Source organism: Kordia sp., from assembly GCF_022447245.1.
Classification (GTDB): Bacteria; Bacteroidota; Bacteroidia; order Flavobacteriales; family Flavobacteriaceae; genus Kordia.
The window spans coordinates 103,054-125,504 of sequence record NZ_JAKVBC010000013.1; the positions used below are offsets into that span (position 1 = coordinate 103,054).

At 34.5% G+C, this 22,451-nt stretch carries 23 protein-coding genes and 1 pseudogene; 16 read left to right on the forward strand and 8 right to left on the reverse strand.

Translation table 11 applies throughout. The features are described 5' to 3' along the window. The 8 genes from MK119_RS10965 to MK119_RS11000 all read right to left on the reverse strand — a co-directional run bounded on the left by MK119_RS10965 (position 1) and on the right by MK119_RS11000 (position 8,918). On the reverse strand, positions 1 to 1,773 hold the full coding sequence (locus MK119_RS10965) for a BatD family protein (RefSeq protein ID WP_290678336.1): 1,773 nt from the start codon (positions 1,771 to 1,773) through the stop codon (positions 1 to 3). Positions 1,774 to 1,820: 47 nt separating this feature from the next. Next, complete coding sequence (locus tag MK119_RS10970) at positions 1,821 to 2,681, reverse strand: tetratricopeptide repeat protein (RefSeq protein WP_290678339.1); 861 nt, start codon at positions 2,679 to 2,681, stop codon at positions 1,821 to 1,823. Next, positions 2,678 to 3,712, reverse strand: coding sequence for a VWA domain-containing protein (locus MK119_RS10975; protein WP_290678342.1), 1,035 nt, complete (start codon positions 3,710 to 3,712; stop codon positions 2,678 to 2,680). The genes MK119_RS10970 and MK119_RS10975 overlap by 4 nt, the downstream gene beginning before the upstream one ends. 3 nt (positions 3,713 to 3,715) lie before the next feature. Next, a complete protein-coding gene (locus tag MK119_RS10980; RefSeq protein WP_290678345.1) occupies positions 3,716 to 4,228 on the reverse strand; it encodes an NAD(P)H-dependent oxidoreductase in 513 nt (170 codons plus the stop codon). Positions 4,229 to 4,230: 2 nt separating this feature from the next. Continuing rightward, entirely contained in the window at positions 4,231 to 5,238 is a 1,008-nt protein-coding gene (locus tag MK119_RS10985; RefSeq protein WP_290678349.1) for a VWA domain-containing protein, read from the reverse strand. After that, positions 5,228 to 6,925 (reverse strand): hypothetical protein, encoded by a 1,698-nt coding sequence (locus tag MK119_RS10990; RefSeq protein ID WP_290678352.1) that lies wholly within the window; start codon positions 6,923 to 6,925, stop codon positions 5,228 to 5,230. The genes MK119_RS10985 and MK119_RS10990 overlap by 11 nt, the downstream gene beginning before the upstream one ends. 7 nt (positions 6,926 to 6,932) lie before the next feature. Next, on the reverse strand, positions 6,933 to 7,799 hold the full coding sequence (locus tag MK119_RS10995) for a DUF58 domain-containing protein (protein WP_290678355.1): 867 nt from the start codon (positions 7,797 to 7,799) through the stop codon (positions 6,933 to 6,935). 123 nt (positions 7,800 to 7,922) lie between these two features. Next, on the reverse strand, positions 7,923 to 8,918 hold the full coding sequence (locus MK119_RS11000; RefSeq protein WP_290678358.1) for a MoxR family ATPase: 996 nt from the start codon (positions 8,916 to 8,918) through the stop codon (positions 7,923 to 7,925). Between the two features lie 238 nt (positions 8,919 to 9,156). On the opposite strand from MK119_RS11000, the gene MK119_RS11005 reads away from it, so the two are divergent. The 16 genes and pseudogenes from MK119_RS11005 to MK119_RS11080 all read left to right on the forward strand — a co-directional run. After that, positions 9,157 to 10,989, forward strand: coding sequence for a sodium:solute symporter family protein (locus MK119_RS11005; RefSeq protein ID WP_290678361.1), 1,833 nt, complete (start codon positions 9,157 to 9,159; stop codon positions 10,987 to 10,989). 199 nt (positions 10,990 to 11,188) lie between these two features. Beyond that, the gene (locus MK119_RS11010; RefSeq protein WP_290678364.1) at positions 11,189 to 12,058 is read left to right on the forward strand and encodes an aldo/keto reductase; all 870 of its coding nucleotides are present in this window, start codon (positions 11,189 to 11,191) and stop codon (positions 12,056 to 12,058) included. A 60-nt stretch (positions 12,059 to 12,118) separates the two neighbouring features. After that, positions 12,119 to 12,871, forward strand: a complete 753-nt coding sequence (locus tag MK119_RS11015) for an SDR family NAD(P)-dependent oxidoreductase (RefSeq protein ID WP_290678367.1) — start codon at positions 12,119 to 12,121, stop codon at positions 12,869 to 12,871. Further along, a complete protein-coding gene (locus MK119_RS11020) occupies positions 12,871 to 13,500 on the forward strand; it encodes a hypothetical protein (protein ID WP_290678370.1) in 630 nt (209 codons plus the stop codon). Before MK119_RS11015 ends, MK119_RS11020 begins: the two co-directional genes overlap by 1 nt. Then, positions 13,497 to 14,633, forward strand: a complete 1,137-nt coding sequence (locus MK119_RS11025; RefSeq protein WP_290678373.1) for an ATP-binding protein — start codon at positions 13,497 to 13,499, stop codon at positions 14,631 to 14,633. Before MK119_RS11020 ends, MK119_RS11025 begins: the two co-directional genes overlap by 4 nt. 19 nt (positions 14,634 to 14,652) lie before the next feature. After that, positions 14,653 to 15,327 carry an NUDIX domain-containing protein gene (locus MK119_RS11030; protein WP_290678406.1) on the forward strand — a complete coding sequence of 225 codons (675 nt, stop codon included), beginning with the start codon at positions 14,653 to 14,655 and terminating at the stop codon, positions 15,325 to 15,327. A 286-nt stretch (positions 15,328 to 15,613) separates the two neighbouring features. Next, a complete protein-coding gene (prs, locus tag MK119_RS11035) occupies positions 15,614 to 16,429 on the forward strand; it encodes a ribose-phosphate diphosphokinase (protein WP_290678376.1) in 816 nt (271 codons plus the stop codon). Between the two features lie 76 nt (positions 16,430 to 16,505). Next, complete coding sequence (locus tag MK119_RS11040; RefSeq protein WP_290678379.1) at positions 16,506 to 17,450, forward strand: ADP-ribosylglycohydrolase family protein; 945 nt, start codon at positions 16,506 to 16,508, stop codon at positions 17,448 to 17,450. 51 nt (positions 17,451 to 17,501) lie between these two features. Continuing rightward, a complete protein-coding gene (locus MK119_RS11045; RefSeq protein ID WP_290678382.1) occupies positions 17,502 to 18,062 on the forward strand; it encodes an NADAR family protein in 561 nt (186 codons plus the stop codon). A gap of 60 nt (positions 18,063 to 18,122) precedes the next feature. Next, on the forward strand, positions 18,123 to 18,989 hold the full coding sequence (locus MK119_RS11050; protein WP_290678385.1) for an MBL fold metallo-hydrolase: 867 nt from the start codon (positions 18,123 to 18,125) through the stop codon (positions 18,987 to 18,989). Positions 18,990 to 19,088: 99 nt separating this feature from the next. Continuing rightward, complete coding sequence (locus MK119_RS11055) at positions 19,089 to 19,907, forward strand: TIGR02452 family protein (RefSeq protein WP_290678388.1); 819 nt, start codon at positions 19,089 to 19,091, stop codon at positions 19,905 to 19,907. Next, positions 19,904 to 20,380: a macro domain-containing protein gene (locus MK119_RS11060; protein ID WP_290678390.1), complete on the forward strand. Its 477-nt coding sequence runs from the start codon at positions 19,904 to 19,906 to the stop codon at positions 20,378 to 20,380. The genes MK119_RS11055 and MK119_RS11060 overlap by 4 nt, the downstream gene beginning before the upstream one ends. A gap of 1 nt (position 20,381) precedes the next feature. Further along, a complete protein-coding gene (locus MK119_RS11065) occupies positions 20,382 to 20,906 on the forward strand; it encodes an O-acetyl-ADP-ribose deacetylase (protein WP_290678394.1) in 525 nt (174 codons plus the stop codon). After that, positions 20,887 to 21,306, forward strand: coding sequence for an ADP-ribosylation/crystallin J1 (locus MK119_RS11070; RefSeq protein WP_290678397.1), 420 nt, complete (start codon positions 20,887 to 20,889; stop codon positions 21,304 to 21,306). Before MK119_RS11065 ends, MK119_RS11070 begins: the two co-directional genes overlap by 20 nt. 55 nt (positions 21,307 to 21,361) lie before the next feature. Then, positions 21,362 to 21,922 (forward strand): annotated as a pseudogene (locus MK119_RS11075) (DUF4291 domain-containing protein). Then, positions 21,919 to 22,451: RNA 2'-phosphotransferase (locus MK119_RS11080; RefSeq protein ID WP_290678400.1), on the forward strand; the 533-nt coding region annotated here is incomplete at its 3' end. The pseudogene MK119_RS11075 and the gene MK119_RS11080, both read left to right, overlap by 4 nt.

Consider the following 22,451-nt stretch of genomic DNA (forward strand, 5'->3'; position numbering starts at 1 on the left):
TTATCTATTTATTTGTTTGTCAATTTGTGAAATGGTTTGCACCGATTTTTCATAATCATTGTTGATTGCAACGTTTGAAGCTGGTGTATAACGAGCAAATTCACAACTTTCTAATAAGCTGATAAAATCTTGAACGCTTTCTCCTTTTACATTACGTTCCGTCAATAGTTGACGTATCTTTTCTTTACTAAATTCAGAGGTTTCTATACTTAGTTTTGCACGTAAGTAATTGTGTAATGCTCTTTCTAATACTTCATAGAACGCTTCTTTATCATTCAGTTTCTTCTTCGCTTCCGATAAGTATTTTTTCGCCAATCGATTTGCAGTACGCGTTTTGCTTCCCTGAATATCATTATCGTACGCTCGTTTCTTTCTTCTAGCAATCAAGATAATTGGAATGAATAAGAAAGGAACTAATAGCAATCCGTAGAAAAAGTTTGATTTAAAGAAGTCTGCTTTTGTAACAGGGCTCAAATTTGCGGCTGTTTTTAAGTATCTAAATTGTGACCCTGTTGTAGTAATTGTTTGTTTTTGTGTTGAATTTTGATCGGTATTTGTTTTAGCTGTAGCTGTATTTACAGGACCTTCCACAACATCAATAACAATTTCATCAGAGGTTAAAGTCTTATACGTTTCATCTTCTGGATCAAAATACGAAAAGGATACACTTGGTATTGGATATTTTCCTTTGTATTGTGGCACAACCGTATAACTGTCTGAGATTTTTCCTTGCATTCCACTAATTCGAGTGGTAACACGTTCCGTAAATTCAGGTTCGTATACTTCTAAAGAACTTGGCAATTTTAGTTCAGGTAAATCAAATAGTTTTAGGTTTCCTTTTCCTGATACTTCTATTTTTGCTTGAAGTGATTCGTTTGCATTTAAAGATTTTTTACTTGTCGTTACTTCGAACTCAAAATCGCCTACCGCACCTGTAAAATTAGCTGGCTTTCCTGCCTCTGGCAATTCTTTTACATCCACTGTTCTACGCGCAGAAGTAATGGTTTTATGTACGGTTTCATAACGTCTTCCAAAGACATCTCTACGACGAGTAGGTACTGAAATTTGCAGATCAATAGAAAAAGGTTCTATGACTTGTTTTCCTGTTTTTTGTGGATATAACACAAATCTTCTCAGTGTAGCATATCTGTATTGCTCTCCTTTATACGTAGTGGTTTGCGCACCATTTTTTGCTTGAATATTTTGACTCCAGAAATTGTTGAATGTTGGTTTTCCAAGCGGCGCATAATCATTGACAATGATATTTGGCTTTACATATAACTTGTATGAAACCGTAACGGGTTCATTTAAATATGGATTTCCTTTAGAGACTTCTGTAACCAAATGTATTCCTTCTGAAATTACATAATCAGGATTACTGCCATCTGTAGGTTTGTCTACAGCTTTGGTTACTGTAACTTTTACAGGCAGCGTTTTATACGTTTGTCCGTCAATTTCAACCTTTGCTTGTTTGATGGTAAACGTTCCTTCATTTATTGGTTGCAAGAAATATGTATAGGTTTTTGAAAATGAACGCTTTCCATTGTTCCAAACGTGACTCATAGACTGAATAGGTCCGCCTACTACACGAAATCCTGTAAAGCTTGGCGCTGTGAAATTATCGCCGTCTCTGTCCATTTCAAAGTCTACTTTCAAACGCTCATTTACGCCCAATTTCTTTTTGCTTACTTTGGTTTCAAAGGTAACTTGCGCAGCTAATACGCCTGCAAATAGCAAGAAAATGATAGTTGATATGTATGCTTTTGTTTTCATTTGTTGTAACGAACTTTTGGTCGTTGTTGCTTCTGTGTTTCTAATAATTACCAGTCTTTTTCAGCTTTTACTTTAACTCCTTTTACCTTTTTCTCGTTCAGTTTGTCTTGCGTTTTCTTTTCAGCATTGTTCATTGCCTTTAACAAACTTTTTACTTGTTGAGGAGACAATTGATTTGGCTTAGGTTGTCGTTGCTGTTGTTTGTTTTTATCGTCTTTTTGATCTGCTTTTCCTTGACCGTCATTGTTATCTTTCTTTTGTTTTTCCTTTTCTTTATCGCCTTGACCGTCTTTGTTTTTGTCGTCTTTTCCACCTTCGTCTTTATCCTTGTCTCCTTTATCTTCGTTTTTATCTTTTTGATCTTTCTTATCCTGATCTTTTTTGTCTTGTTCTTCTTGCTGCTCCTTTTTGTCTTTGTCTTGCTTATTTTTATCATCTCCTTGCGGAGGGTTTTTATCGAGCATTTCTTTAGCTAAAGCATAATTGTAACGCGTTTCATCATCCGATGGATTGTTGCGCAATGCCTTTTTGTAGGCAGCAACTGCTTTTTCGTATTCTTTATTATTCATGAATACATTCCCCATGTTATGATACGCCTTGTGCTTTTCGGCTTTTGTTGTTGCTACTTCTGAAGCTTGCTTGTATCGATTGAACGCTTCTTCGTAGTTTTCGTGATTGTAGTATACATTTCCTAAATTGTACTTTGCTGCTACATTTTCGCCATCTTTTGAGATTGCTTTTCTATACTCTGCTTCCGCATCTGCGTAACTACTATCTTTTACCGCATTATTGGCTGCGTATGTATAGTTTTTTGAGTCTTTTTTGAATGCTTCTTCCTCTTTCTTATCCTGTGCATTTGCTACAGTAACCGAAAGCAATAAAAGCAGTATGTGTTTTACATATTTCATGATCCTTTTTCATTAAATAAATTCAACTTTCGCAACCATGCTGTTTTTCGCTCCAATAGAAAAACATCTAACAATAATAAGAAGATTCCTAAACCAAGAAACCATTGAAATTGATCTTGAAATTCAGAGAATTTTTTAGCTTCAAATTCTGTTTTGTTCATTGTTGATAGTTGGTCAGTGATTACTGCTACTGCATCTTCTGTGACTGTTCCATCAATATATTCACCATCGCCTTCTGAGGCAATGTTTTTTAGTGTTTTTTCGTTTAATCGTGTAATCACAACTTCACCTTGTAAATCGCGTTTGTAGGATTCTACAATTCCACGTCTTTTTAACGGAATGCGTCCACCTTTTGCAGTTCCTACTCCAATAGTATACGTTTTTATTCCTTCTTTGGTCGCTTCTTCTGCCAATTGTCCTGCGCCACCTGTATGATCTTCTCCATCAGAAATGATGACCAATACACGATTGGTTTGTTCTACATCATCATAATAGGTTTTTGCCAAACGAATAGCATCGTCAATGGCCGTTCCTTGCGATGATAACATATTTGTATTCAGATTTGCCAAGAACATTTTTGCTGCCGAGAAATCGGTGGTAATTGGCAATTGCGGCACCGCTCTTCCTGCGTAAGCGATAATTCCAATACGGTCGCTTCCTAATTTATTAATTATTTCAGAAACAATACGTTTTGCTTTATCCAATCGGCTTGGCGAAATGTCTTCTGCCAACATACTTTTAGAGACATCAACGGCAAATACAATATCTACTCCTTCACGTTTTACGGTTTCCAATTTTGTGCCAATTTTCGGATTTACCAATGCCACGACTAAAGAACCTATTGCCAAACACCAAATTACTAGTTTTAAAATGGGTTTAAAAGTTGACTTTTCTGGACTTAATCGTTCTAACAATTGCTTATTGGCAAATTTACGCTGTGCACTTCGTTTCCAAAACTGCAAGAGTATGAACACCAACACCACAATTGGGATGATCATTAGTAAGTAAAAGTATTTTTTTTCTTCTAACATAAATTATTTCTTCATCAATCGATTCGCAAATTCAGTAATGCGTTGCTGCACTGTTTGCGGTATTTTTCTATTTTCAATCCATGTATGTATATGTCCTACATATTCCATACCTAAATAGTTTGCACTTTCTACAAAAGGCATTTCAAAACCTTTTTTTGTTTCTTGATCCGAACCACAACTCATAACTCCCATGTTCATTCCGCGCAAGCGTCTTCCTATTTCTTTTTCTTCAAACAAAAAATCTGATATTCTATCAAAAAACACTTTCATCACACCACTCATCGTATACCAATAAATGGGCGTTGCAAAGACGAAGGTTTCATAATTTGCTGTCAATTTTTTAAACAACGCATTGAAATCGTCTTCATTTTTTAGATCGTACTCAAAATGATTGATTTTGTATGCTTTTAAATCAATCAGATCAAAACCTGTTTGTTGTTGAAGTTCAGAAACAACGGTATGTGTGTTTCCTTTACTTCTCGAACTTCCTAGTATAATGACACCTTTTGCACTCATTCTTAAATAAAACTTCTAAATAAGGTATTGCGCAATAGGATTTCTATCAACAATAATATTCCAGCAAAAAACACAAATATTCTGAATTTCTCTTCATAGTTTGTATAGCGAAACTCTTCGATTTCTGTCTTTTCTAATTTGTTGATTTCATCATAGATTTCCGCCAGCTTTTTGCTATTATTCGCTCTAAAATATTTTCCTCCAGTGGTTTTGGCAATTTGCTTTAAGAGCTTTTCGTCAATTTCCACTTGCATGTTTCTAAACAAAAAGGTTCCATCAGGGTTTAACGCAAATGGTGTTGAAGCCGTTCCATTGGTTCCAATTCCGATTGTATAGGTTTTGATCCCATATTCTACTGCCAATTCGGAAGCAATTTGCGGTTCAATGAATCCTGCATTGTTCACTCCATCTGTTAATAGAATAATAACTTTACTTTTGGCTTTGCTATCTTTTAAACGATTTACAGCTGTTGCCAATCCCATTCCAATGGCAGTTCCTCCAATTAATTCACCATACTTATACTTGATATCTTTCAATGCATTTTGAATGATATTTTTATCCGTTGTAATTGGTGTTTTAGTAAAACTTTCTCCTGCATAGACTACCAATCCGATACGGTCGCTTGGTCGCCCATCAATAAATTCAGAAGCCACTCTTTTTAATGCAGTGAGTCGGTTTGGCTTTAAATCTTTTGCCAACATACTTGCCGATACATCAATTGCCATCACAATATCAATTCCTTTGTTGGTTTTGATTCTTTTGGATACTTCTTTGGTTTGCGGACGTGCTAATGCTGTAATTAATGCAGCAACTGCTAACATTCGCAATGCAAAAAGTATTGGTTTTAATTTGGGTAATATGCTTTGTTTTACTTTGAAGCCTTGCAAACTTGACATTTTTACGTCGGCAAGCTGCTTTGGTTTTTTCCATACATACCAAGCTATTGCTAAAGGAATGAACAATAGCAACCAGAAAAACTGTGGATGTGCAAACGTATAATTATCTATCATTTTTTGTCTCTTCTATTAGCGTGATGGAACTTAAAATTCGATCAACTAGTTTTTTCCCATCTTCATCATCTTCAGCATACATCATAATAAGGGTTTGTATACCGCGCCCTTCTTCAAACACATACGCTTCATAGGCGCTTTCTTGTGTACTGCTAAAAGGACTTAAGTCATCTACAAAAATCCCAGTTCCGTACATTTTGAGTCCTTTGATTCCTGTTGGTGATTCGTACTCATCGTATTTTACCACAAATTTCTTTGCGCCTTCTTCTTCAAATTTCTTTACAATTCCTTGTGCAATGTCATCGAGTGTAATATCTGGTTTTTGCGTAAAAGTTGTTACACCTAAGCTTACTGAGAATGGTGCTAAATGACTTTGATAACTGTATATTTCAGTTTCAGATGGTAACGGAACTGAATCTTTTGCTTTTAATGGCGTAGCACGCTTCAATACTTTTGGTGTTGCAATGGTAAAATCGGAAGTTCCGTATTTACTTGTGACCCATTCATCTTCTAATAAATCACCCATAGAGTGACCTAAATACGTATTCTCTTTTACATATTCTAAAGTTGCATATCCGATTAATCCTCCAAAAGCAATAATCATTGCCATAACACCAATAACCGTATTTCTAAAACGTTGTTTTTTGCGTTGTTCTTCCAACAGTTTTAATTGGTATTCTTCGTCTTTTCGTAATTCTTCGTCTGAAATCTCAGGAATCGCTTCTTTGGTTTCTACAACAATGTTTTCGACCAAATTACGATCTGCTTTTACAACACTATCATCAGGCTTTGATTTTGCAAATTTTACCAAATCGGCCGTTTGCAATACATTTTTTAGATTTTTGATGGTTTCATCTCTTAAATCTAAATAACCAGCATCTTTTTGAGCTTCTATTTTACGAATGAGTTCAGCTGTTGTACTTTCTAAAGCATCAATTCGTACTTCTTCTTCTATATACTGACGTACAATGTTTGTTAGTTCAGAGTAGTAATCTTTGTATTCTGAATTGATCAATAATTTTGATTTATCCAGCTCATTTAATTGTAATAATGCACGATCGTACGGTGGAATTTCGGCTTTTTTCTTTTTCTTATTTTTTGCTTTCAGTTGAAAAACAAAAAAATAAAAATACGCACCAAATAAAGTAAGCAATCCTAAAATAATAAGTGCATAAATCCACCAAGTGCTACTAGCTTTTTCAACCGACGTGATTTTTTTGATATCAAACATTTTTTGTTTGAGCGTATCTACCACAACATTTGCCACTGCAATGCGAATAGAATCCGTAAAGTATGGTTTGTTATTTATAAGTATTTTTTGCTTTGGAATGAAATACGTCCCTGAGTCATACTGTGTAACTCCGTATTTTTTGATAAGACTGTATTTCGCATTTTGTTTTACAGTATCTGCTTCATAAGCTTCCAACAATTCTAATGGCGTGAAGATATTGTTCCCTTCAGGGAATACTACAGTTGCTGCAGTATCTGCTTCTACCATAATAGAAAGCTTGATTTCTTCTCCAATTTTTATTTGTGTAGAATCCACAACCGCTTCTACTTTTTGTGCGAATGATTGTGCGGTGAATAGCAAAAAGAAAACCATCCAAAAAGCGTGTATTTTTAATAATACTTTGCCGACTTTGGATCGTTGTAATTTTTTATTCATACTTCTTACTTCGTTATTCATAATTCGCTTAGCCTCTTCTTTTAAAATAGCCTAATAGTTTTTTTACATAGCTTTCGTCTACACTAGCACTGATTGTACCTGCGCCACTTCTAGAGAATAATTCTTGGAAGTAGTTTACCTTGCCTTTATAATATTTTGTATAATTGGTTCGCACTGCTTTTGAACCTGTATTGACCAACATCGTTTCGCCTGTTTCACTATCGAGCATTTGTACAATTCCTAGATTCGGAATGGTTTCTTCACGTTGATCATAAATGCGAATTCCTGTTAAATCGTGCTTTTTGGCAGCAATTTTTAAGGTTTGTTCATATTCATCTGCGATAAAATCAGAGAGTATAAAGACAATTGCTTTTTTCTTCATCACACTTGATAAGAATCGCAAAGCTTGTGAAACATCTGTTTTAGTACTTTTGGGTGTAAATTCCAAAAGTTCACGAATGATGCGCAATACGTGTGATTTTCCTTTTTTAGGTGGAATGAACAATTCGATCTCGTCTGAAAACAGAATCAGTCCAACTTTATCATTGTTTTGCATTGCTGAGAAAGCTAATGTTGCTGAAATTTCTGTGATGGTTTCATTCTTGAATTGCGAATTTGTTCCAAAAAGTTCGGATCCTGAAACATCAACCATCAGCATCATTGTCAACTCGCGTTCTTCCTCAAATACTTTGATATATGGTTCATTATAACGAGCCGTTACATTCCAATCAATATTTCGAACATCATCTCCAAATTGATACTGACGCACTTCGCTAAACGTCATTCCACGACCTTTGAAAGTAGAATGATATTCTCCTCCAAAAATGTGGTCGCTCAATCGGCGTGTTTTAATCTCTATTTTACGTACTTTTTTAAGTAACTCTTTTGTATCCATTGTTTTCAGTATGCAACAGTGTTCGGTATACAGTGAACGGTAAAAAGTTTTAGATTGGTTTGCTAATGTAATAAGCGTGTTCGTTATTTAAAATAACTTAACACTCGTTAACACACAATTAGTCTATGGTACTTCAATTTCGTTTACAATTTTATTGATGATTTCCTCGGAAGTTATATTTTCAGCTTCTGCTTCATAGGTAATTCCGATTCTGTGACGTAATACATCGTGTACAACAGCACGAACATCTTCAGGGATTACGTAACCTCTACGTTTGATGAATGCATAACATTTAGCTGCATTGGCTAAGTTGATACTTCCACGAGGCGACGCTCCAAAACTGATTAATGGTTTTAAGTCTTCTAGTCTATATTTTTCTGGATAACGAGTAGCAAAGATGATATCCAAGATGTATTTTTCAATTTTTTCGTCCATGTAGACATCTTTCACCGCTTCTTGTGCTTTTAAGATTTGATCTACAGATACGACTGGATTTACTGTTTCAAAACTTCCTTTTAAGTTGGCACGCATGATGAGTTGTTCTTCATCCATTTTTGGATAATCAATCACAACTTTCAACATAAAACGGTCTACCTGTGCTACAGGTAATGGATAAGTTCCTTCTTGTTCTACAGGATTTTGCGTTGCCATTACTAAGAAAGGTTTGTCTAACACAAAGGTTTCGTCCCCAATAGTTACTTGCTTTTCCTGCATTGCTTCTAACAAAGCCGATTGCACTTTTGCTGGTGCACGGTTAATCTCATCAGACAATACAAAGTTGGCAAAAATTGGTCCTTTTTTAATTGAGAAATCATTCTCTTTCATGTTGTAAATAAGTGTTCCTACAACATCGGCTGGAAGCAAATCGGGCGTAAACTGAATTCTGCTAAAACTTCCTTGCACAGCTTTACTTAACGTATTAATGGCTAAAGTTTTTGCTAATCCAGGAACACCTTCTAACAGGATATGTCCTTTTCCAAGCAAGCCAATTAATAAACGCTCTACCATGTGCTTTTGTCCAACGATTACTTTGTTGATTTCCATCGTAAGTAAATCGATAAATGCACTTTCTTTTTCAATTTTTTCGTTAATGGCTCTAATATCTATTGTTTCTTCCATTTAGGTACTTTTTTTTGAGGTGTGAATTTACTAATCACATTTTAACAATGCAAATTGTCAAAATTATTCGTTTATTGCTGTTAATAATAGGTTAAAATATTTAGGATATTTATATATTGAAGCCTTTAAAACTCAAAAGCATAGTAGATCGGAAACGATCTCATTTTTTTGTTGATAACTCAAAGCCTTATAGTTGCGCAGCTTGTCAATTGTATTGTCTTTTTTTGAACTGTATTTTATGGAATTATCAGGATTAGATTATAGCCTTATTTTTGGATTTTTCGCCATTGTTTTAGGAATAGGAATTTATGTTTCGAAAACTTCTGGAAAAAATAGTACCGAGTATTTTTTATCGGGACGAAATATGCCTTGGTGGATTTTTGGAGTTTCCATGGTAGCGACGACCTTTTCAACTGATACACCAAATTTTGTTACAAACTTAGTTAGAGAAAAAGGTGTTTCAGCAAACTGGGAATGGTGGGCTTTTTTAATTACTGGTTTATTGACTGTTTTTGTATATGCAAAATTGTGGCGAAAATCGAATGTCGCTACAGATATTGAATTTTACGAATTACGCTATAGTGGGAAACCTGCTCGTTTTTTAAGAGGATTTCGATCTTTATACCTTGGAGTTATTTTCAATGTTTTAGCAATGGCAGGTGTTACTTTAGCCGCTATCAAAATTGGTAGTGTGATGCTAGGGTTACAACCTTGGGAAACCGTAGTGTATGCAGGAGCAATTACCGTAGTTTTTAGTGCTATTGGCGGATTTAAAGGTGTTGTATATACAGATTTTTTACTGTTTTTTATAGCCATGGCTGGTGCTATTGGAGCCGCATATTATTGTGTGAACCTTCCCGAAGTTGGTGGATTAGAAAACTTGATTACACATGAAAATGTTGCAAACAAGATTAATATATTTCCTGATTTTAGAAAAAAAGAAGCCTTAATTACTCTAATTATAATTCCGCTTGCGGTACAATGGTGGAGTTCTTGGTTTCCAGGAGCTGAACCTGGCGGTGGCGGTTATATTGCCCAGCGTATGCTAGCGGCAAAAGATGAAAATCATGCGATAGGAGCTACCTTCTTTTTTAATATTATGCACTATGCATTACGTCCGTGGCCATGGATTATTGTTGCCTTAGCTTCCCTAGTTGTATTTCCTGATTTAGAAAGTATTCGAGAAGCTTTTCCAACAATTACTGAAGATAAACTAGGACATGATGTTGCATATTCTGCGATGTTAACCAAACTACCGAGTGGATTGTTAGGTTTGGTATTAGCTTCACTTGTTGCAGCCTATATGTCTACAATTTCTACACACTTAAATTGGGGATCATCTTATATTGTTAATGATTTTTATAAAACCACAGTTAATAAAGATGCTTCTGAAAAAGAATTGGTCAATGTAGGGCGAATTTCAACAGTAGTTTTAATGATTTTGAGCGCTGTTTTAGCACTGTTTCTTCAGGATGCATTGCAAATTTTTAAGTTTATCATCATGTTTGGAGCAGGAACTGGACTAATTTTTATTTTACGCTTGTTTTGGTGGCGAATTAATGCTTGGAGTGAAATTTCAGCAATGGCAGTTTCTGGAGTGATTTCAATTCTCTTTAGTATTGATTCAATTAAAGATTTACTTTTTACTCATACAACTGAATCTGGTGACATTATTGAGCGATTGATGCCTGAGTATTTAAAATTTCCTTTGGTAGTCCTAATTACAACTGTTGTTTGGCTCATCGTAACTTTTATGACACAACCCGAAACTAAAGAAACTTTATTCAATTTTTATAAAAAGATTCAACCTGGTGGACCTGGCTGGAAAAAAACAATTGCAGATGCCGAAGCCGCAAATATTGAAATTGTAACTGATAAAGAACCTTGGAATGTTCCTTCAGGAATTTTAGCCATGTTAGTCGCTATGATCTTTATTTACAGCATTATGTTTGCGACTGGGTATTGGATTTATGGAGAAACAACATTAGCACTTACGTTAACCTTTGTTGCGTTGAGTTCAGGGTTTATTTTAACACAGCTTTGGAAGAAGATTAAAGCATCGGTTTTTTAAGGACATCTTGAAATGTTAGACACGATTTGCTTTGGTATCGCTCTTAGACTTGCTTAGATATTTTGATATCTCTTCAAGCTGAACTTGATTTAGCTTCACATAACAGTATGTGATAATTTTGTGAGATTCTGAAACTAGTTCAGAATGACGCAAAAACTAACCATCTAATTCGTACTTTTACAATAAAATTATTTACACTGTGAATTCAAATTATTCAAGAATTATTGCAGGTACCATGACCTGGGGAATCTGGGGAAAACAGCTTTCTACCACACAAATGATTGACCTGATGCATCATTGTAAAGATGTAGGAGTTACAACCTTCGATCACGCAGATATTTATGGTGATTACACCACAGAAGCCGATTTTGGAAAAGCATTTTCTGAAAGTAAGATTGATCGCGAAAGTATCGAAATTATTTCCAAATGTGGTATTCAATACAAGGCCAAAAATCGCCCAAATAACATAAAACATTACGATTATTCTGCTGACTATATTATTTGGTCTGTTGAAACTTCACTTCAAAATTTACAAACCGAGTATTTAGATCTCTTGCTACTGCATAGACCAAGTCCGTTAATGCATCCTGATGAAGTAGCAAAGGCAATTGATCACTTAAAAACACAAGGGAAAATCAAAAATTTTGGTGTTTCTAATTTTACGCCATCACAAATGACAATGATCGATACAAAAAGTGATATTTCTACCAATCAGATTCAGTTTTCATTAACTGATTTTGATGCCATGCACAATGGCACCCTTGATTATATGATTACCAATTCCATTTTACCAATGGCATGGCAACCACTAGGAAGCATTTTTAGAGAAGAAACCGAACAAACTACCAGAATTCATAAAGTTTTAAATACACTTACAGCGAAATACAACGCAAACAAAGATCAATTGGTATTAGCGTGGATTTTAAAACATCCTTCAAACGTACATCCTGTAATTGGAACAACAACTCCCGAACGTATTACGAATGCCGCTAAAGCAATAGAAATAGACTTGTCGTTGGAAGATTGGTTTACTTTGTTGGTGGAAAGTCAGGGACATAAAGTTCCGTGATGATAGTTTTGAGATTTTTAGTTTAATTAAAAAAAAATCCCGTTTTCATGGGAAATAAATATGAAAAAAACAGCTTTTATTACAGGTGCAACAAGCGGAATTGGACGAGAGATTGCACGGGAATTTGCCAAAAATAGTCTTCGTTTGATTTTGTGCGGACGAAGACAGGAACGTCTGGACAAATTGCAAACAGAATTAAGCGCGCATACCGAAGTACACACACTTAACTTTGATGTACGCGACAAAGAAAAAGTAGCTACAGCAGTGGCTTCATTACCTGAAAATTTTCAAACCATAGATATTTTAATCAATAATGCAGGAAATGCACATGGTTTAGATCCGATTCAAACTGGAAGCATTGACGATTGGGATGCCATGTTAGATATTAATGTAAAAGGATTACTGTACGTAAGCAACGCTATTATTCCGCAAATGGTGGAAAGAAACGCTGGGCATATTATAAATATTGGTTCCACTGCAGGGAAAGAAGTATATCCAAATGGAAATGTGTACTGTGCCAGCAAACATGCCGTGGATGCATTGAATCAAGGAATGCGATTGGATTTAAACGCACATGGAATTCGTGTTGGCGCTATTAATCCTGGATTGGTAGAGACTGAGTTTAGTGATGTTCGTTTTAAAGGAAATACCGAACGTGCTGAGAAAGTCTATCAAGGATATCAACCTCTCACTCCTAAAGATATTGCCGAAATTGCGTACTTTATTGTATCACGTCCTCCACATGTGAATGTTGCAGATTTGATGGTGATGTGTACAGCACAAGCTTCTAGTACAATTGTAAAAAAATCATAATGAATACTGATCTGTATACTCTTTGGTTAAATTTAACATCTAAATATACCGATGATGCATTATTTATTGATAATCATTGGGAAGAGATCAAAGATGCCTATACCAGAAAAAATCGTCATTACCACAACTTACAACATCTAAATTACATGCTACATTTGGCAACTAAAGATGCCGTAAATTTGATGGATTATGATATGATTCTATTTGCCATTTGGTATCATGATATTATTTACAATGCTACAAAAAGTAATAATGAATTTAAAAGTGCAAAATTTGCTCAAAAACAGCTTAAAAAGCTACAAATTGATTCAAAAAGAGTAGAAAATTGCGTAGATTTAATCATTTCTACAAAAAAACATGAAATCCTAAATGTTCAAAATGAAGATAATGCCTATCTTTTGGACTGGGATTTGGCAATTTTAGGAACGCCTTGGGAAACATATCAAAGGTATTCCCAAAACATTCGCAAGGAATATTCCATGTTTCCAGATTTTATGTATAAAAAAGGAAGAAAGAAAGTATTGCAGCATTTCTTAGAACGTCCTCGAATTTATTACACCAAAAAGTATTACGATTTATGGGAAACCATCGCTAGAAACAATATTCAAAAAGAACTCACTTTGCTATGATCAATAAACGCCTTTTGATTAAAAACTTACTCGCTCACAACGATGAGAATAGTTTTTATGATAAAAAGCGAAAACTCAATATCGGCGAAAAAGAAGGAAAAGCAAAGTTTCTAAAGCATATCTGCGCCCTTTCTAACAGCAATCCCAAAAACAATTCGTACATCGTCATTGGCGTGGAAGATGAAGACAATAAAATTGTAGGTGTTGACTTTTTTGATGACAGTAAAATTCAAAATTTGATCAATGCTTATTTGCAAAATCCACCAATCGTTCAGTATGAAAACATCTACTTTCCACATTTGCCCAATGGAAAAGTAGTTGGTTTAGTGACGATTCGTGCCAACAATCAAATTACATCGTTGCGCAAAAATATTTGGAAATATTATGGAGGTTCTATCTTTCTACGTGATGGTAGCATTTCCATGCCAAAGGTGTTTGATATAGAAATTAAAGATGTCAATTCTAAGATTGTAAAAACCATTGAAAATAATGCGCAAAACAATATCAAATTGACGTTAGACAGTGTCATTAATTTCATCAATAACGAGCACAAAAATCTAGAATCGCATTACCAAGTTTTTAAAGAACAATTTATTGTCTGTTGGGCGGGCATTAAGCAAAAAAAGAACGATAAAATCCTATATTCTCGTGTAGATATCGAATTAATCAATGAGCAAGTAAAGTTGTTTTATTCCGCATTAGATCAGGTAGAAATCACCTATAATGAAGACGTTTTTACCATTGTAGAATACGTTCCGCTTGGTTTGCAAAACAAGTACAAATATTATCCGCTTGAAAAGGTAACAATCACCTTTAAACCAAATGGAATGTACACTTTGTATAGTAATTTAATTTTTGAAGCACCGCAATTCAACAAAAAAACACTACACCATATTTACAATACCAACAATACCATTTTAGAAAAATTACAGAAAAACATTTCGATTTCAGAAAACGAAGATCATGATTTACGCAATCTTCCTGCTACGTACATGATTTGCTATTTGAACGGTTTTCATGAAGCTAAAGACAAATTAACTCAAGCTAAACCATTACTAAAAAAGTACGATCGTGATATTTATGAATTGTACAAAGCAACTATTCGAATTTTAAGAAAGATCAAATACAGTTAATTTGTATTTTTGTCCCATGATGCAAAATATTCGTGTAGCTGTAGACGCCGTCGTATTTGGATACAAAGACCATCAATTGAACGTGCTTTTGATCAAAAGAAAAGTACCTCCATTTCAAGGTTCATGGGCACTGCCTGGTGGATTGGTATTAGAACATGAAAGTTTGGAAACTGCTGTAGAACGTGAACTACAGGAAGAAACTAATGTTACGATTGATTATTTGGAGCAACTGTATTCGTTTGGAAAGCCTAATCGCGATCCTAGAAATCGTGTGATTTCTGTAGCGTATTTTGCTTTGGTAAAACCTTCGCATCATGAAATTAAAGCGGATACCGACGCACAAGACGTAGCATGGTTTCCCATCAACGAATTACCTGAACTCGCTTTTGATCATCACATAATTTTAGACAAAGCAAAAGCACGTTTGCGTAGTAAATTGACTTACGAGCCTATTGGCTTTGACTTGCTATCAACCAAATTTTTATTTTCTGACTTAGAAAAACTCTACATGACCATTTTGGAGAAAAAAATTGACCGTAGAAACTTCCGTAAAAAAATACTAAGCTTTGACATCTTAGAAGAATTGGACGAAAAAGTCTCAGAAGGCCGCGGAAGACCTGCCAATCTATTCAAATTCAACAAAAAACAATACTTCAAGCTTCAAAAAGAAGGCTTCTTGTTTGATATAAAATAATTTGTACGTCCCCGTAAACGGTCAAGCTACCATTTGTATCTTTTTTAAAGCCTGTCATTGTTAGATAAATTTCTAATTTGTTGCGGCAATATGTTTTTAATTGAAACAGATTACTTCGTCATGCTTCCACGTAATGACTTAGTAAACCAAAAAGGGATGCTGATTCTATCCTTCACTCGAATTTAAACTTCAGATAAATTTCAAGAATTAAATTAACGTAAAAAAAACACAAAATAATTTGTAAAACTAAAAAAGCATTTTATATTTGCGTATAAATAACGCTAATATGAAGTTTATACACTTAGATTCGGACTTTACTCCTTATGGAAAATCAATTGACTTTGAAATGTTTACATTTTCTGGAGGTGAACCTCATATCAAAATCAAAGAAGCCGTAAAAGGAGCGATCACCATCACACACCGCATTCGGTCTTTTGCAGATGTAGGAATGATTTTAGTCGCAACGGATGCTTTACGCAGAATGCATGTGAAAGAAATCAGTTTGTTCATTCCGTATTTTCCAGCAGCACGCCAAGATCGTGTCATGGTTTCAGGAGAAGCACTAAGTGTCAAAGTATATGCAGACATCATCAACAGTCAAAACTATGAAAAAGTCACCGTTTTTGATCCGCATTCGGAAGTTACACCAGCATTGTTAAATAATATAGAAGTTATTGATAATCAAAAATATGTAAAACAATGCTTGCAAACTATTAAAGAAGATATTGTATTAATTTCTCCTGATGGTGGCGCATTAAAAAAGATATACAAACTATCAGCATATTTAGGAGGAATTGAAGTGATAGAATGCTCTAAAAAACGTGATGTAAAAACTGGGAAATTATCAGGTTTCACAGTATATGCAGACGATTTAAAAAGAAAAACAGCGGTTGTTGTGGATGATATTTGTGATGGCGGCGGTACATTTTTAGGGTTAGGAAATGCTTTGCAAGAAAAAAATGTAGGCGATTTACATTTAATCATAAGTCACGGAATCTTTAACAAAGGTTTTGAACAATTAGAAAACATATATAAAACCATTTTCACTACAAACTCATTTAGAGATGTGAATTCAAAAAAGGTAGTACAGATACAGTTATGAGTTATGAGTTATGAGTTATGAGTTATGAGTGAAAAATAATTTAAAATTAAACATTTAGCATTTAAAATTTAAAAAGATGAACTTATTAGAACGCTTACAAGGAGGAATATTTGGAGTTGCCACAGGTGATGCATTGGGCGTTCCGTATGAGTTTTTAAGTAGACAACGTATGGAACGATTTCCTGCCACAGATATGATTGGTCATGGCACACACAATCAACCCGTAGGAACTTGGTCTGACGACAGCTCACTTACATTTTGCTTGATGGAAGGATTGCTTTCTGGGTACAACACCAAAATTATTGCTCAAAAATTTGTCGCTTGGTATGATCGTTCCTATTGGACACCACATGGAAGTGTGTTTGATATCGGAATCACGACGCGACAAGCAATTTACAGATTAGAGCAAGGTCATACTCCAGAAATATGTGGCGGTATGGGCGAATATGATAATGGAAATGGTTCGCTCATGCGGATTTTACCCTTAGTATATTTCCTAAAAGACGAAGAAAATATTGAAGAACGCTATCAAATCACAAAAGAAGTTTCTTCAATGACACATGGACATTTGAGATCGATACTAGCATGTTTTATTTATGTAGAACTTAGTTTATTACTATTAAATGGAACTGAGAAATTTCAAGCGTATACAAAAGTAAAAGAAGCTGTAAATGCTTTTATAAAAGCACAGGATTTCAACGAAAAAGAAGTAGGGTTTTATTATGAAATCTTACAACAAGATATTTCTAAACGTGATCCTGAATACATCAGAGGAAGCGGCTATGTCCTCAATTCCTTAGAAGCTTCTTTATGGTGTTTTTTAACAACCGATTCGTATGAAACCTGTGTTTTAAAAGCTGTCAACTTAGGAGAAGATACCGATACAACTGCCGCAATTGCTGGTGGATTAGCAGGCATCTATTATGGGTTTGATGGCATTCCAGAAACTTGGAAATGTCAATTAGCACGTTATGAAGACATTCACAATCTAATTGATCGTTTCCACGAAAGTTTAACTTAAAGTATGCTAGATCAATTTAAAATTTAGCATACAACACGTAACATTTAAAAAATGAAACATACATTACAACATATACAACAACGTTTTAACGAACAAGAAATATTAAAATTTCTCTTTTTTTGGGGACATCAACCTTCTAGAGACGGAAGTATTACCAAAAGCTGTTTTAGTCAATGGTGGGAATCTGAGTTTACCGTAAATAATGAAATTTACAAAACCGCTGAACATTGGATGATGGCTGAAAAAGCACGTATTTTTAAGGATGAAGAAGCTAAAAAGAAAATTTTAGTGGTACATAGTCCACACGGTGCTAAAAAACTGGGAAGACAAGTCAAAAACTTTGATCCTGTCATTTGGAACGAACACAAATTCGATATTGTAGTGAAAGGAAATTATCATAAATTTTCGCAGCATGAAGATCTACGAACATTTCTACTAAACACAAAAAATAGGGTTTTAGTAGAAGCCAGTCCAAGAGACCAAATTTGGGGAATTGGAATGAGTGAAAAAAATGAAAAAGCGCACAATCCAAATTTATGGAGAGGACAAAATCTATTAGGATTCGCCTTAATGGAAGTTCGAGATCGATTGAATAAAAAACCAGGAATATAACGTCAACACAAAAAATTCGTGTATTCGTGGTAAAAATTAAAGAATATAAAATTAAAAAACATGAAACTCACAATACACGGATACTCAACAGCATTATATGCAACGTGGTATTTTATAGAAGAATTAGGCATTTTATTTGATGCCGGTGATGGTGTTTGTTCAAGTTTACTTGGAAAAGCAGGAAAGATAAAACATGCGTTTATCTCTCACGCCGATAGAGATCATTTGACAGGTTTATTACAATTTAATCAATTATTTGCAGGTTTAAAACCTACAATTTACTATCCGAAAGACTCAGGTTCGTTTCCGTTTCTACAAGACTTCTTTACCAAGTTTGATCCGCATAACTCAGGAACAAACTGGCAAGCCATTGAAGACAGATCCATAATTTCAGTCAAAAATTCAATCCAAGTAGAAGCTATTGAAAACGGTCATGTAGTACAACCTGGTTTATTAAAAAGTCTTAGTTTCAAAGTGCATGAAACCAAGCGAAAACTCAAATCGGAATTTGTGAATTTGCCTAAAGACGAATTGATCAAAATCAAAAAACAGCATGGAGATCATTTCCTAACAAATGAAATAAAGAGAAACATACTATCATATTCGGCAGATACACCAATTGAAGACTATGAGCGCTATCATAACAGTGAAATTCTCATTCATGAGGCTACATTTCTAACCAAAAAAGAGACAAATACCAAAGCTGGGAAAAACAAACACAGTTCCTTAGAAGAAGTATTTGAAATGGTTGCCAATATCAAGATAGACAAACTAATCTTAGGGCATTTTTCATCACGATATGATCAAGATGAAATTGATAACGAAATAAAAAAACACATACAGCAATACAACATCAAAATTCCCGTATATCGGATTCCTGTTGGAAAAGCTGTTAAAAATATGTTGGCGAAACCGCCAATTAATTAAATGAAAACAACATACTTAAAATAATGATTATTTATGTTAATGATTATTTTAAGTATCAAAGTTTCCATCTGACAGATAAAAAACAATAAAAATCAACAGATGAAAAAATCAACAAGAAAACTCAAAGCAATAGAAACTTTAGACATCCAAAAAAATGGACGTTATATGTTTCAAAATACAGTCGTACACATCAAAGATTCACATGCATATTCCGTTGAAAATGCAGCCTATTACACCAGTGAAGCTTTGGATGAAATGTTAACTACTGTACAATTAGAAAACGCATACAATACAAGCTACGAAGTAACAAATGAAACTTCGCTAAGTGCTATTTTACGATTAAAAGAAGAAAAAAATGTAATGTGCTTAAACTTTGCTTCTGCTAAAAATCCAGGTGGCGGATTCTTAAATGGAGCATTGGCACAAGAAGAAAGTTTGGCAGTAGCTTCCAGTTTATATGAAAGTCAAATGGCGAATTTTGAATTCTATGAAAGGCATCGAAATATGAAATCGTGTATCTATACAGACAGCATGATTTACAGTCCAAAAGTACCTTTCTTTAGAGATAACAAAGGTGAACTGATTGAAAATCCAGTGTTGTGTTCTGTGATTACTTCAGCTGCTGTAAACTATGGCGTTGTAAAAAGAAAAGAAGCTGGCAAAGCAAAAAAAGTTGCTGAACTCATGCGTACACGAATTGAAAAAATGTTAGCATTAGCTCTCATAGAGAAAAATGATACGCTCATTTTAGGAGCTTGGGGCTGCGGCGTTTTTCAAAACGATCTAGAATTAATTGCACAACTTTTCAAAGAAGTTTTAGAAACAACATTTAAAAATCAATTCAAAAAAGTGGTGTTTGCAATTTATTCCAGAAATGAAAAATTCATCAATGCTTTTCAAAAACAATTTAAATCATGAAACCAATAACATACATAAAAGGTGATGCAACCAATCCTCAAGCAAAAGGAACAAAAATAATTATTCATATATGCAATAATTTGGGCGGTTGGGGAAAAGGTTTCGTATTAGCCATTTCTAAACGTTGGAAAGCTCCTGAAGAAGCGTATAGAAAATGGCATCGAAACCGAGCTAAAAATGATTTTGAATTAGGAAACATTCAAACAGTTCAAGTGTCAGAATATGTATATGTCATCAATATGATTGCACAACAAGGAATGAAAACAGGAAGCAATGGAGTTCCTATTCGTTATAAAGCTGTAGAACAATGCTTAGAAAAAGTTGCTGAAAAAGCATTAGAATTAAATGCCAGTGTCCACATGCCCAGAATTGGTTGTGGTTTAGCTGGCGGAACTTGGAACAAAATTGAGCCTATCATAGAAAAAACACTCTTAACAAACGACATCGATACGTATGTCTATGACTTTGGATAAAATGAAAATACAGGTTATACAAGCTGATATCACTACTTTAAAAGTGAATGCAATTGTCAATGCTGCCAATTCCTCATTATTAGGCGGCGGCGGTGTTGATGGTGCCATTCACAGAAAAGGTGGAAATGAAATTTTAGAAGCTTGTAAAAAAATTAGGTCGCAACAAGGAAAATGTAAAACAGGCAATGCAGTCATTACAACTGCTGGAAAACTCCCTGCGAACTATGTTATCCATACCGTTGGACCAGTTTGGAATACAGGTGGAAATGATAAAAAAGAACTCTTAGCTAATTGCTATAAAAACAGTTTGAAACTAGCAATTGAAAACAATATCAAAACCATTGCATTTCCTAACATAAGCACAGGGATTTACAAGTTTCCCAAAAGATTAGCAGCTGAAATTGCCATACAAACCATTTCAGCTTATGAACAAAAAAACAAAATTGATGAACTCTACTTCTGTTGTTTCGATCAGGAGAATTATGAGATGTATAATGAATTATTAAATGATGAAAACTTTATATAGACCAATAGGAGAAAAAGAATTGATACTGATCGCAGAAAGTGGCTTTAAAAAGTTTCCGCCGCGATTGGAATGGCAACCTATTTTTTATCCTGTATTGAATGAACAATATGCGTTTGAAATTGCTTCCAAATGGAATACCAAAGATGAATTTGGCAACTATCTAGGTTTTGTGACTGAGTTTGAAATAACAGAAGAAGAATTCAATAAATATGAAATTCAAAATGTGGGATCACATCATCATAATGAACTATGGGTTCTAGCTGAAAAGTTAACAGAATTTAATGATGCTATTGTTGGAAACATTAAAATTACAAAAGTATGTATTGGTGAAAAGTTTAAGAACTCATCAAACACAATAACACAAGAGCTTATTGAAAAATTACAAAAAAATGAAACTTAACACACAAAACTATATAGAACAACAATGTGAATGGCCACAAAATGGTCATCACATTATGGCACAATACGATGCCGAAAAAATAATCGTATATCAATCCTATCGACCGGCAATAGGTAATTTTGCCGTACAAAATCAATTTTTTGATGGACCATTTGGCTTAGAACGCATGACCTAGATAAAACCCAATTTTTTATGGATGCTGTACCGAAATGGTTGGGGAAAGAAAGAAGGACAAGAAGTCGTTTTAGCCATTCATTTAAAGTGCGAAGCTTTTCAAAAATACTTGGAAAATGCAGTGCATTCTTCTTTCAAATCTGAATTATATGAAACGTGGAAAAAAGCCGTGAAATCATCTAATGTACGATTGCAATGGGATCCAGATCACAACCCGTATGGAGCAAAACTAGAACGACGTGCCATTCAAATTGGGATTCGAAATGAATTTATTCGTTCGTATGCAAAAGATGATATACTTGAAATAGAAGATATCTCTGCATTTGTAGCAGAACAATATGAATTTGTTAAAACGAAGCAGTTGGATAAATTACAAATTCCTACAGAACGTCCTTTTTTACCTAAAGGTGATGAACTGCTAAAAAAATTACAATTACAATGACTAAAAAAGTTAAAAATATAAGCAAATTTCTAAGCTATGTGCTTAGACACAATCCTGATAAACTTGGAATTACACTCGATGCAAACGGTTGGACATCCGTAAAAACCTTGCTTGAAAAGATAAACGTAGACAACTATTCGCTTTCTATGGAAACCTTAGAAGAAGTAGTGGCAACCAATAATAAAAAACGGTTTGCTTTTAACGAAGACAAAACCATGATTAGAGCAAACCAAGGACATTCTGTGAATATTGATTTGGCACTACAATCCAAAGAGCCACCAAATTATCTATATCATGGAACGGTTGAGAAATTTATGGAGTCAATTCGCGAAAAAGGACTCATCAAAGGTTCAAGACAGCATGTACATTTAAGTGCAGATAAAGAAACCGCTATCAATGTGGGAAGCAGACGCAGAAAACCAATCATTCTCACCATACGAAGTGGCGAGATGCACGCAAAAGGTTATACCTTTTATCAATCCGAAAATGGTGTTTGGTTGACGGAAGCTGTACCATCAGAGTTTATAGA